Raw genomic sequence first — 13,739 nt, forward strand, 5'->3', positions numbered from 1 at the left:
AAAATTAGATCCCCGACTTCTTCGAGAAGTCGGGGATCTGGACATCGCGCATTTTCACAACTCAATTAGGATTGCTATAGCTCAATTGATACCTTCTTGCGATCGCTGTTACAAAACTAGTAGTTTCATAACATTGGTGTTAAGAATAAACATCATACTCCTAAGTTATTAATTCCTATTGGTTTATTCAACAGCTTGGATAAAAGACTTTTCAAAATATGCGGAAAAAGGGCAGGCCCTGGTAAAAAGATAATACCCAACTGTTGCATTAATCCAAGTGCATCGCCTTGCCCCCAATGCTCTACAATTTTACCGTTTTCAACGCGATCAATATGCATGATTGATAACTTAATTTCTTTACCTGTTGCAGGAAGACCTTGAAATTCACCTAGATGCCTAGCTGTAAATGTTCCACAAGTAACAACTTTATCTCCTTCAACAAGCACTTGATCAAATGTATGTTGACCGTTGGTAAAGGCTAAGTAAAAAGCCATGCCAAACTGTTTAAAACCTTCACCATCAAGAGGAGCAGGTGTACCAGCCATATGAGCAACAAAATTGGGTGACAGAAGCGCCAGGGCTTGACTAATATTTCGGCTGTCGAAAGCTCCATAGAACTGAAGAACGATATCTTTATTTTGTTCAGTTGGACTTATTTCTCTACACATACAATCTGACAAATAGCTGATCTAAGTAATTTATTGTCCCATTCATTGTCCGTCTATTATGCTGTTTTGCCCAGCAATCGCCCATTTTATTAATGATAAAATACACCAATAATCAGAGTAAAAATTATTGGTATTAAGATTGGAATAGCAACTATAAGCCCCCACTTACCAAACTTAATTTCCTCACCCTCAGATTTGAGAAACGCAATCCAACCTACAACTCCCATCAAAACCCAAAGAAATCCAAAGGCAAGAAATATAACAAATACTGAGTCGTCCATTATTTTTACCAAATTTTCTTAAATTGTAACTATTTATCACTAATTAACTTTGCTAAACTTGCGCGAAACTGACTAAAATCAAAAGCTTCAATAGTTTTTTGTTGTAAATATTCTGGTTGGTAAATTATTGGATTAGCACAATCACCTTGCAGGATTTGAATTAGATTATCGGCAATTTCTTCAACGTTATCAGGATCGACCAAACATCCCAACTTCCCGTCAGCTAAGGGATCTATAGAACCATCTTGATTACCCGCCAATACAGGTTTACCACAAGCTAAAGCTTCTAGAAAAACGATTCCAAATCCTTCTCCTTTACTAGGCAGAGCAAAAACATCACAGAGATTGTAATGATCGCACAATTCTTGATCTGGAACAAAGCCGGCAATTGTCACACAATTTTGTAGATTTAAGTTGGTAACTAAAGCTTTAATTCGAGGTATATCATCTCCTTTACCTGCAAGAATGAAGTGAACATTAGGGAGATGCGATCGCACTTTAATTAAAGCATGAAGGATTTGGTCATAACCCTTGTATTTTGCCATGCTTCCTAGCCGCGTTACTGTTAAAATTACAGGCTGTTCATCTGTTAAGTTATATCGCTTAAGTAAGTAGGTAGGTTTAGAATTTATTAAAAATTTACTAGCATCAAATGTATTAGGTAAAATAACTATTTTTTCTGAATCAATATTTGTATCTTGAAGCAAGCGCTGGCGAGTGTAATTACTAACACTAATGATTTTATCTGCTTTTTCTAAAGCGAATTGTGTTGCCTTATTTTCGATATCCCAAACTTCTAAGCCATGAGCAACGACCCAGTAAGGAGTTCCAGTGAAAAATTTGAGAATATAACAAACAATCGCATAGTTAACATGAGTAGAAATAACTATAATGGGATGTTGAAGAATAGCTAAAATAGTTATTTTTGCGGCAAATAAAATTGGTTGTAATAATTTTGGTAAATCTCCAAAATAATGAAATCTTGTTGAATTTAAAAACTGCAATTTATCTAGTTGTTTTAAACTATACTTATCATATTTGAGAAACACATCATAATCAGCTTCAGGATATATATCTTGTAAAGCTTTCAGCAAAAATTTTGAGTAAACTTGAATACCTCCCTTGAAATCAAATATATTCGGAAATATTAGGTAAAGACGAGGTTTAGCACTCATAGTTTCTTGGTATTTTCAATAATTTCAGGTTGTAATTGCGTGACAACATCTTTTCTAAAATTGATAGCTGCTGCTATAAAATAAAACTCAATAGTTGTAAAAGTATAGTCTTCAGCAAAAAAATCTAGAATTTGAGACACTAAAAACATAATAATCGGAACAGTAATTAAAGGATTAGCATATTTAACTTTAAATGCTATTTTCGCTAAAAAATTAGTAAATAGTAATAATCCAGGAATTCCTTGTTCTGCCGACACATTTAAAAATATATTGTGTGCGTGATAACCTTTCTTTCCCCAAACATTGACTCCTATCTGGTCTGGAAAAACCCCTATACCTATACCAGTAAGTGGTCTTTTAATAGTTTCATTAATAGCTGCCTGCCAGATTTGAAACCTTGAAGAACCTGTTAATACAAGAGTATGAGGCTTTTTTTCGTTTGGATTTACTGAATTTGAATTTTCTAAAAATAAATTAATTAATGGAAATATTTTACTGTCTGCTAAACCAAGTCTCCATGTAGAAACTGGTGCAGTTACAATGAATAAAAACAACAGGCTTATTAGATAAATCATTTTTCTAAAACTAATAATTTTATATATCAGCAAAAGAAATATCCCAATTAAAAAAATTACCCACCCATTCCCACTGGCAGACAAAGCTAAGGGAATTATAAAAATGAATTCGCTTATATTTAATTCAATTTTAGAAATTTTATTCTGTTTTTCTAAAATCAGGCTTAAACATAATCCAATGGCGACTATGACCCCAAACTGATTAGGGTTTTGCATAATGGAACCAATCTCAGGATAAAAGCTAGGGAACTTTAAGAATTTAAAAATCCAGTTGTTGGGAAAGAAAACCTCTAAAAAACCCAAACCTGCAATTATCTGTAGTAAGTGCAATATGCAACGGTAATAAAATGTTAGAGATGGTAGTGTTATCTTCTTAAACGTTAATATTAAAAAAGCAAAAAACAATATATAATAACTTGAGTATTTTAGACTATAAGTAATAGCAATATTTGGAAACTCGCTCATTAATGAGGACAGCCACATCCACAAATACATGAGACTTATAGATATCAAAATTATTTTATGCTTCTTAACAACTTCTGGTAGAGATTTGAAAGATAAACTAATGATTCCAAAACTAAATGCAGGAAGTAATAAATAATGAATACCAATATTTATTCCTGGAAATTTGATTCGGCCTAAAAGTGAAGAAAATAGTATGAGTAGAAAAAATATATTAATCATAAACTTTTATTTCAAGATATTTTGTAAGAATTCAGAATCCAGAAGTTAGAAGACGTTAATACCCAAACTTAATAATTTTAATAAAATCAAGAAGTTATTATACGCTTGATTTTACAATTATTTTGGCTCCTGGCTCCTGAATTATTACGATATTTTTTTGACAGAATAAAACCTATATAAACCCACTTTTGCAGGTTTATGGATAGATTTTGATATTTTTTTCAAGCTATAATCCTGAACACGTAGAGAATATTACCATAATACAGTCTTCGCCAATATCATCTTTTGAAGCTATGATTAATTTGATATTTTTGCACAGCTAAATATTCTTTCTGAGGTAGAACCCAACAAAGTCGCAATCTATTCCGAATGTACACTATCAGATATTTTTAATTAATCATCTGCCAAATTTTGAGAATGTTCTCACCACTTCCACCATCAGCAATGGTTTGTCCATCTGGGCTAATGGCAACGGCATAAATATATCCAGAACCTGTCTCCAAAGTGCGAATTTCCTTTCCTGTGACTGGGTTCCAAAGTTTGATTGTCTTGTCACTACTGCCACTTACAAGGGTGATAGCATTTGAACCTACACTTCGCAAAAAGGCGACAGAATTAACCTTATCATTATGTCCTTTTAAAGTGTGGATTAACTTTCCTGTTTTCAGATTCCACAATTTAATTGTCTTGTCTTTACTACCACTGGCAAGGATGACGCCATCGGGAGCAAAAGCGACTGAAAGAATCGACTCTGGACTTTCCTCTAAGCTGCGGATTAACTTTCCTGTTCCCAGATTCCACAATTTAATTGTTCTATCCCAGCTACCACTGGCAAGGGTTTTACCATCAGGACTGAAAACTACAGATGCAATACCATTGGTATGTCCCTCTAAGGTGCGGATTAACTTTCCTGTCTCCAGATTCCATATTTTAATTTTCATATCCTTACTAGCATTGCCACTGGCAAGGGTTTTGCTATCAGGACTGAAAGCTACGGAAGTAACTCCGTCGCCATTTCCTTCCAAAGTGCGGATTAACTTTCCTGTTTCCAGATTCCACAGTTTGATTGTCTTGTCCGCACTGCCACTAGCGAGGATTTTGCTATCAGGACTGAAAGCTATAGTCCAAATCCAATTGGAATGTCCTTCTAAAGTGCGGATTTCCTGCCCACCTGTCAGATTCCATAGCTTGATTGTCTTATCATCACTGGCACTGCCAAGGGTTGTACCATCAGGACTGAAAGCTACGGAATTCACGTCACTAGAATGCCCCTTGAAGGGTTTGGGTAGATAAGAATTTTCTGAGACGTTTTTTTGGGGCTGAATAGGCTGAGAAATAGGCTGAGAAATAGGTTGAGGAGCCTCGCTGACTGTCTGGGGACGAGACTGAAAATACCAAACTCCCCCTAATCCCAACACTAAAATGCTAGAAACTAACAGCAGTTGACTTTTCAGATTGTTATTTGATTTTGGTGAAACTGGCACCTTGTTTGTTGGGGTAGCTGCAAATGTTGGTGTAAGTATAGTTGGGGGCACTGATGACAATGGTGGTATTTGAGGTGTCAAGTCATTGATGACTTCATCAGCCGATTGATAACGCTTTTGGATGTCTAGTTGCAACAGCTTATCCAAAACTTCACCCAACTCTACAGATATAGAAATCCCCTCTCTACCTGAACTGGTTAAATGTTGCCGCCAAGATGCAACCCAACCATAACCCTGCTGTATCCACAGTTGAGATGGGCGAACCCCAGTCAGGAGATGAAAACAAGTAGCCCCCAAACTGAATAAATCACTGGCTGGGTAAGCTTTTCCATCTTGCATCTGTTCAAGTGCAGTGTAACCGTGTGAGCCAATCACAGTGCCCATTTTAGTTTGTACTGTTGCTGTCAGCAGCTTAGAAGCTCCAAAATCAATGAGGATTAATCGCCCATCACTTTGACGACGAATAATATTCTGTGGCTTGATATCTCGGTGAATCACTCCCCGCAGATGGATAAACTTCAGTACCTAAGCAGTAAATCTAGCAAAAGTTGGCGAATCTCCGTTTCGTTATAGTTTGCCCGCGTTTCCGATTCTTTGAGTAAGTTTTGCCCATCGATAAACTGCTGCACCAAAAAGAGATAGCTATTCTGCTCAAAATAAGCCAATAAAGTTGGAATTTGTGGATGTTCTGCCAGTTCTTGCAGTCGGCTCGCTTCTTGTTTAAATAATTCAACGGCCTTAGTTAGTGGTCCAGTTCCCTGAAGTTTTGGCGCGAATTGCTTAACAACACAGCATTCATTCAGTTTGTGTACATCTTTGGCTAGATAGGTTCTACCAAATCCGCCTTCGTCTGATAAAACCTGAGTGGGACGATAGCGACCTCCTAGCAGGGGTATCAATTCCGCTCTACAACTATGGCAATAGTTGTTTTTATCAGGATTTAAGGGTTTTTGGCAATCGGGATTCACACAACAGAGCATACTGGGAATCCATTTCAGTTGGGGTATATATTCATCTTAAGTCATGCAGTATAATCTCTCTTGTTAGTAAATATCACTGAGACACCATCCAAATCCCCAATTTCCTTACCTCATCGGGTATTGAACAATTTAGATAACTTGCAAAAAATTGTGTTTGAGCTATGCCTTTTGACGAATTGATGGGCGTTATACCAATTCACAATTCGCAATTCGCAATTAAAAAACTTAGATGCAGCAAAGCTTTCAGGGGTTAAATCTGTATCAGATTTTTCGTGAAATGGTATTAGGTCTGCTTGTGTATTACATCTGTGTGAGCAATTTAGTCAGGTTTACAAAAATATCTGGGCAAAATTCCGAAAAGCAGCAATTTAAGTTTGTAGCTCAGTATATACCTACGGAATTGAGATTTCCTCTAGTAGTCTAAATTGAAAATATAATTTTTCCGATTTGATTGTGGTCAATATTTGGGTATGTAGGATATACGAATTCATTGGATTACAGGCGATGCCTTTAGCAAGCCGCTAAGGTATATACGCTAAATTCCCCTTTCAATTTAAATCACTGCTGTGCTTAAAACAGCAACTAGTATTAATTTTGTCTTTCAGGAAGAGACAAAATTATCAGCAAAATTAGGAGTGTAATTATGCTATTAGACAACAAAAACTATCGTCGCAAATTAAGTAATGTTTTAATTGGTTGCGTGAGTAGTAGTTTGTTAATCACAAGTAATGTGCTGCCTATAAGTGCTTTGGTGAAATCTCACAGTTCTCAAGAATTCATAATTGCTAAATCACCAGATGAGAGACAACCAGAAGCAGTCAAAAAAGGAATTGAGCAAATTCCTGCTTCTCAGGCATCAATATCTCCAAGACGGAAGATATCTATTGAGTCACCAATACAGCAGACTCCTCGTGCATCGTCTAATAGAGAAAGTTCTCAGCGACGAACTTCCAGGGTTTCAGATAATAGCTCTACTCCTAGAGCATCTAGACGTAGGAATTCTAACTCCAATTCTAATCGTTCCAATGGTGGTGGTGCATCTAGATCCTCTGGAACTAGAACTGCAAATTCAAACGCCAATCGTTCTAATGGTGGCTCCAGGAGAGTTCGCAAGCCAAGTTCTAATGTCGCTACAACTGGGAACCAAAATCTCGATAATTCAGCGATTTCTTCACCTGCAACACCAACTTACAAAGAGATTAACTTTGTAGATGTTGCATTAGGTATTTTAAGTAAGAGTGACTTTCAATCTGAAGGGAGATATTTTCATTTCTATGAGTTTGAGGGCAGAGAAAATCAATTAGTTCAAATTAGACTGATTGGCAGTAATGATACACGCAGATCGAATAACTTGAGTTTAAAACCCTTGTTGTTTCTGCACGATCCTGATAACAATATTATTGTCAAAAAAGGCGCTTTGGATAAAAGCAGTGGTGGCGATGATGCATTTATTTTTGCGCGACTGCCTAAGAATGGCATTTACAAGATTGCTGTTACTAGTCAAGATCCTCAAGATACAGGTCGCTATAGTTTGGCTCTGAGGAATGATAGAGCTAGCTATACTTTAGATGAATCAGACCAACTAACTGCCAAAAGCTCAACCTTGAAACAAAATGGAGGCGCTTACAATGTTTCTAATTTTCAAGGTAAAAAAAATCAACTGATAAGTATTCGGGTAGATAGTGTTGATGAAGAGTTTTCTCCTTATGTAGCTTTGCTAAATTCTAAAGGACAGACGATCGCAATCGATAAAGACAAAGACAAAAGTGGTGTCTACAGTGCTTTAATTGACCGAGCGAGGTTGCCTGAAGATGATACATACTATATAGTTATTACTTCCAAAAATCCACAGGAACGCGGTAAATATAGATTGACTATTTTCTGAAGTAATTACCGATTCTGGTATTGAGACTATTGCTATGAGTAGGATATATTTTTGATTTACCGTAATAGTCTCGATGCCATTAGACCTGCCTTAAAAATAAGGCAGGAGGCAGAAGGCAGGAGGCAGGAGGAAAAGACATTTTCATTATTCCTTGTGAGCGCAGCTCATGGGGTCTCTTGCATAAANNNAAAATAAAGAACCCCACCCCGCATTTGCTAACNGCAAACGCTCCCCTCCCCGCTTGNCGGGGAGGGGTTGGGGGTGGGGTGTTAGGGACTTTTGCAAGAGACTCCATGAGCTGCGCTCACAAGGAACAATGAAAATGTCGGTGTTGCTGAATTAAGGGATGATTCTTGTGGGGTGGGCATCCTGCCCGCCCGGAAATACAAGGGACGCTCATGTTGCCCATCCCACAAAAATAGTAAAATCATCCCGCAAATATGCAACCCCAAAATGTCTTTTCCTCCTGCCTTATTTTCAAGGCAGGTCTATTGTACAAAGTTCATTTAAGAGTTATTGGTGTAGATAATTGGTCTTTAAAGACGCGATTTATCGCGTCTCTACATGAGGACTCTCATGGGAATTTCCCGCAGATTTCCAGGTATACATTGCGCTGTAATTTCCACCTAAGTGCAGTAATTCTTGATGCGTACCTTGCTCTAAAATCTGTCCGTCTTCGATGTAGAGAATTAAATCGGCTTGTTCAACGGCTCTAAGATTATGAGAAACTACAAAAGTGGTGCATTTCTGAGTCAAGCGATCAAGTGCTTCATTCAGAGCGTGTTCATTTTCGTTGTCTAAACCAGTGGTTGGCTCATCTAAAATTGCGATCGCAGCTTGACGAATAGCAGCACGAGCAATAGAAATTCTCTGCCGTTGTCCTCCCGAAAGTGTCGCCCCTCTCTCACTCAAAATAGTCTCGTAGCCTTCGGGTAGCGCCATGATAAAATCGTGGGCATTTGCTAAACGTGCAGCTTGTTCAATTGCTTGGTCTGAAGCCCCCAAACACCCGTAGGCAATATTATCTTTAACGCTGGCAGCAAATAAAATGCTGTCTTGTAACACCACGCTAATTTGCTGGCGAATAGACTGCACTTTGTATGCGCGCAGGTCGTGACCATCAACTAAAATCCGCCCTTCTAATGGGTCATAAAGTCGCAACAACAAACTTACTAAGGTGGATTTACCGCCACCAGACGGCCCCACTAAGGCGACGTGTTGACCAGGTTGCACCTCAAAGTTGATGTTGTGTAAAGTTCTCTTGGTTGGTTCGTAGGCAAAGGTGACATTTTCAAACCGCACGCCTCCCAACAAAGGCGGTGCATCCATTGCTCCCCGCGAATCGCGGATTTCGGGTACTGTATCCAGCACATCCAAAATACGCTCCCCGGAAGCGGTAGCTTTAGCGATTTGTCCGGTGTATTTGGCAAGTTGCCGCATCGGCTTAAAAGCAATCCTGAGATAGTTGACAAATACGAGCAAATCCCCAGGTGTAATTGCCTTTGCCAATACCAACTGCACACCCCGCCATAACACTAAAGCAGTGGCAATTCCTACCAGCAGTTCCACCATCCGTTCTAAACCGGCTGCGAGTTTTTGCGCCTTGGCACTTTCTTTTAAACTTTGGCGATTATGACCGGAAAAGTTACTCTCCAGCATATTTTGCAGAGAGAGAGCTTGCACAACTTTGATTGCCCCGATGGATTCCGCCGCCGTTGCTGCCATTGCCCCTTCGCGTTGACGTTGCGATCGCACTACTTGCCGGATGCGTTTTGTCAAGCGGGTGGTGAAGAAAATAAATAAGGGAAAGACGGCGACGGCAATCAGCGCTAGTTCCCAATTCAGCCAGAACATGACAAAAATCATCCCGGCTAAGGTGAGGGAATGGGCAATTAGGGGTAATACTGCCATTACCGTCACCTCCCGCAGTCGTTCAATATCGGAGGTAACGCGGGTAATTAAATCGCCGGTCTTGGCTTTGTGGTGAAATGATAAAGAAAGATTTTGGAGATGACTGTAAAGTTGAGAGCGAATCTCAGTTAACACATTACTAGCTGCCAGTGCCATCCCCACCACACTGAAGTAAGCAGCAGTAGCGCGAAGTAAAGCGATCGCAACTAACCCTAACGTCAAGCCTGTTAATAGGGCAAAAGGGCTAAGTTCTGAAAGTAGGGGAATACCTAAAGACTGAGACTGAAAACCAGCTACAAGGATGTAATCAAAAATAAACTTTAGCGGCCAAGGTTCCAGCAGGTGTAAGAAAATCTCAGCTATTAGTGCCACAAAGGACACGATTAGCAGCGCCTTTTGTTTGCTCAACTGGGGTGAAAACCGCTGCAAAATCCGCACAATTCCTGGTAAAGCAGCCCTCAGACTTTTGGGATCTCGATGCGCCATATCATACCAACCAATTCTCCAAAACCTTACGAATTATGAGTATAGCGATCGCTAATATAGTAATTTAATTTTCTTTCAAGAGCGATCGCTATTTTCTCCAGCCACAGGGGATTTTGCCCAAAGGTGAGACGACTTAGCAACGGTTTTAAAAATCCCTGATGGCGACGATGCCCCATCCGCTTATAGCGCTTCTTGAAATACTTGTCATTCATTGTCAAATTCCACTTTTTAGAAAAGTGTTTTAAACTGGCAATTTCCCAAGCATTACTCCAGCGCAACATAAAGAATGCTAGTTCTGACAATTCAAACTTTAGCCCTGGTACATAAGTAACTACCGAAGTCGGTTCACAGTAAAATGTACCTCTGGCTTCAGCCACTTTTAGAGAAAAATCGATGTGTTCTCGTGTGCTTAGAAATCCCTCATCTAACAGCCCGATTTGCTCAAAAATTTCGGTGCGAACTAACATACAGTGAAACTCGGCAAACTCGCATTGTTGACGATGAAGCTGATGCCGTACCTCAGCAACTTTCCGATTTACAAAGTAATGTTTTTCATGCACCCGTCGCTTAATTCCAGTTTCTTGTGGCTCGACAACAATATGAGCTTCACCACCTGCTAAATGTATTATTTCCCCCAAAGGCTTGCCAATGCAAGTAAGCGGACAGACTACAGTCGCTTTTGTTTCTTTAGCACATTCAAGTAAGGAGTTGAGCCAACCTGGACTGACAATTACATCGTTGTCAATAAATACTAAATACTCGCTATTAACTTGTTGTAAACCAAAGTTACGCGCTTGGTTGGGTGAAAGGTAATGTTCTGTGCGGATTAATTGAAATCCTTTTGCTGCCGCTTGTTCTTGAAGGTAGCGTTGGATATGCTGAGGTGAACCGCCATCGATATAAATTAGGGAAAAAGGTAATTGAGTGTGTTCGTAAATGCTTTCTAAAGATTCGCAGGTGTAACTGAATCGCTCACGTTGCGAAACAATTATTGTGATTTGTGATTTGTTCATGGTTAATGTTGAATTTTAAATTCAAAGCGAAGCGACTTAATGTTTTCTATACGAGATATATTTCGCCTAACAAACCTGCATCAGATATCCCTAAGACTCGTTGGTAAACATTCATCCAGTTTTGATATTCTACCGATGGGGCAAGCTGTTGAGTTACTTTTGTCTTAGCTGATGCACCCAACTTTTGCCGCAGTTCTGGTTGTGTTGCCAAATATCGGATTGCAGCAATTAATTCTTCTGTACTGCCGGGGTTGATAAGTAAACCGTCTACACCATCTTCTATGATTTCTGCGATCGCATCTACACGAGTGCCAATTATTGCTCGACTCGCCAACATTGCTTCCAACAGGGCATTGGGACAACCCTCATTCAGCGAGGGAATCGCAAAAATATCTAAATGTGGTAAATAAGCCAAAGCCTCTTGGCGGCTGGTAATTCCAGTAATATGGAGGCGATGACCAATTTCACTTTGCTGGATTTGTTGCTGCCAATATTCTTGTTCTTTATCAACAAAATCACCTATTAATAAGAGTGTTAAATCTAACTCTTTACCCAAATCGGCGCAAGCATCGAGGAGAAATTCAATCCCCTTTTTATCTCGGAATCTACCCGATGAACCGATAACAATACCTGGCAATTCTTTAACTAAAGACGGGATGGGGAATTGCTCAAAGTCGATAGGTGCAATGGAATTCCAGAAAGCCGATGATTTTAACTTGACACTTGGAGTAATAACACTAGCTCTTTTGAGTAAGTCACGGCTGACAAATGTCACCCAATCAGAATTCTCTAAAATCCATGCTATCTGAGCATGATTTTTAGGATTAAAAATATGTTTGTGCAAGTCGCTACCGCGAACACTATTGATTACCGGAACATCATTTTCTTTTGCTAAAAGCGTCGTTACATAACCTGTTTCATTTAGAAAAAAGGCGTGAAATAAGTCAAAGTTATGTTTTTGATGCAGACATTTGAGTTGAAAATAAACGTCGCTAAAAAAGTCTTGAATTTCTGTTGTCTGAGTACGAACGGCTGACTTAATGCGATGCACAAACACACCATCTTGAAGCGTTGATATGCAACTTGCTCGTCTGTGACTTCCATCAGAAACTAGCCGTTGTTTCGAGCGAAACACTGCAATATGAACTTCATAGCCTCTGTCAATTAGCATCTTTGCAATCCGATGCACCGACTCACCAACCCCGCCAAAATCGGGTGGATATTCAAGCGTAGTAATACAAATTTTTGTTGTATCCATGATTGGATTTTCTGCAATTTTATCTACTATTATTTTTTATTTTGGATAACAAATCAATATATCCTACTCCCTTTCTCAAACTAGGCAACTTTTTGCTTGACTACTAAAGCTTTTAAGATGTTTGCAGTTTTTTCAACTCCTCCAGAATCAAAGCTAATTTTATTAGGCTGCTCTTTGAGGTAATTAATAATATTAATCGCCAGGTAATCAGGTTGCAAATAATTATGATTGATAAATTTGACAACTCCTAAATCGCTTAACTTCTCGGCTCTAATTGTTTGTTCTCGATCCTGATTACCTGTAAAGGGAAGAATCATCGCTCGTACACCTGTGGTTAAAATGTTCATTGTGGTGTTATAGCCAGACATATTGATCGAAAGGTCTGCTTTTTTCATGTAATTTAGCAAGTAAGGAGTATAGCGTCGAATATAGAGATTTTTACTAAATTTTGCCATTTTTTGCAGTTCCTTAAATTTTGAATTTGGGATGAATGGCCCGGTAAAAACCTGAATATGATGTGGCAATATTTTCTCTAAAAAAGGGGCTGTATTAACTACACATTCAAGCAACTCATGACCAAATCTACCACCTCCAACACTGGCTAAAATCAGAGGTTTGTCGGATTTAATAATTTCCTGATCTTCATCAGTGAAAATAGGATTTGTTGGTGGCTCTTGCACTACATATCCGGTGTAATATACTTGACATTTTAGGTCATTGGTTCTAGAAAAGGTTGCTTCTAGTGGGATTAATTCGGGGTCGCTGTGAACCAACAGTATATCGAAATATTGGTTGATCAAGTTACATACTTTTTCTTCGTGTTTTACTTGTTTTTCAGGTTTAACAACTACAATGTCTCGCAAGCTAGAAACTATTTTAGTTGACCCTTTATTTGATTTTGCCAATTCTAGTAATGGAATTAATTCAAAAGAAAAACGTCTTCTCCCAAAAGGAAATAACTCAACAATCAAAATATCAGGCTGGAATTGCTTAAAGATTTCCAAAAGTCGATTTTTTCTAATTTCTTTGGCTTCATTAAGGCTAAAAGCATCATCTACTACTTGTAGTTCAGCAAAATCTGGGTCAGTTTTAATTGCAGGCAAATTAATAACTTCCACACCAGCAGGAATTTCAAATCCTTGAATTATTTCACCACCATTAATAAAACAAACTTGGAAGTCTTTGGTTAAGCCTCGCACAATTTCGCGGCTGCGAACCAGATGCCCCATACCTAAAATATGTTGGCAGTAAAACATAATACGTTTCATGAAAGTTTCACCTTTGTCAGTTTGGATGGTTGGAATAAGGCAAAAGGAAGATGAAATAAATACTTTTCTTA

Annotated in this window: 8 protein-coding genes and 1 pseudogene; 1 reads left to right on the forward strand and 8 read right to left on the reverse strand. The window is 38.7% G+C overall.

The window, feature by feature from the left end:
• Positions 1–152: 152 nt before the first annotated feature.
• The 4 genes and pseudogenes from QUD05_RS19145 to QUD05_RS19160 form a co-directional block, all read right to left on the reverse strand.
• The gene (locus tag QUD05_RS19145) at positions 153–668 is read right to left on the reverse strand and encodes an ester cyclase (RefSeq protein ID WP_289797460.1); all 516 of its coding nucleotides are present in this window, start codon (positions 666–668) and stop codon (positions 153–155) included.
• A 310-nt stretch (positions 669–978) separates the two neighbouring features.
• The gene (locus QUD05_RS19150) at positions 979–2,124 is read right to left on the reverse strand and encodes a glycosyltransferase family 4 protein (RefSeq protein ID WP_289797461.1); all 1,146 of its coding nucleotides are present in this window, start codon (positions 2,122–2,124) and stop codon (positions 979–981) included.
• Positions 2,121–3,383: an O-antigen ligase family protein gene (locus QUD05_RS19155; RefSeq protein WP_289797462.1), complete on the reverse strand. Its 1,263-nt coding sequence runs from the start codon at positions 3,381–3,383 to the stop codon at positions 2,121–2,123. Before QUD05_RS19155 ends, QUD05_RS19150 begins: the two co-directional genes overlap by 4 nt.
• Before the next feature lie 389 nt (positions 3,384–3,772).
• Positions 3,773–5,847 (reverse strand): annotated as a pseudogene (locus QUD05_RS19160) (protein kinase domain-containing protein).
• Positions 5,848–6,490: 643 nt separating this feature from the next.
• Between QUD05_RS19160 and QUD05_RS19165 the strand changes: the two are divergent.
• On the forward strand, positions 6,491–7,732 hold the full coding sequence (locus QUD05_RS19165; protein ID WP_289797463.1) for a peptidase: 1,242 nt from the start codon (positions 6,491–6,493) through the stop codon (positions 7,730–7,732).
• 549 nt (positions 7,733–8,281) lie between these two features.
• Here the strand turns inward: QUD05_RS19165 and QUD05_RS19170 are convergent.
• The 4 genes from QUD05_RS19170 to QUD05_RS19185 all read right to left on the reverse strand — a co-directional run bounded on the left by QUD05_RS19170 (position 8,282) and on the right by QUD05_RS19185 (position 13,668).
• Entirely contained in the window at positions 8,282–10,129 is a 1,848-nt protein-coding gene (locus tag QUD05_RS19170; RefSeq protein ID WP_289797464.1) for an ABC transporter ATP-binding protein, read from the reverse strand.
• 26 nt (positions 10,130–10,155) lie between these two features.
• Positions 10,156–11,142: a glycosyltransferase family 2 protein gene (locus tag QUD05_RS19175; protein WP_289797465.1), complete on the reverse strand. Its 987-nt coding sequence runs from the start codon at positions 11,140–11,142 to the stop codon at positions 10,156–10,158.
• Positions 11,143–11,188: 46 nt separating this feature from the next.
• Entirely contained in the window at positions 11,189–12,400 is a 1,212-nt protein-coding gene (locus QUD05_RS19180; RefSeq protein WP_289797466.1) for a glycosyltransferase, read from the reverse strand.
• An 80-nt stretch (positions 12,401–12,480) separates the two neighbouring features.
• Positions 12,481–13,668 (reverse strand): glycosyltransferase family protein, encoded by a 1,188-nt coding sequence (locus tag QUD05_RS19185; protein ID WP_289797467.1) that lies wholly within the window; start codon positions 13,666–13,668, stop codon positions 12,481–12,483.
• Positions 13,669–13,739: the final 71 nt, after the last annotated feature.

Origin of the sequence: Nostoc sp. GT001 (assembly GCF_030382115.1) — a bacterium.
Classification (GTDB): Bacteria; Cyanobacteriota; Cyanobacteriia; order Cyanobacteriales; family Nostocaceae; genus Nostoc.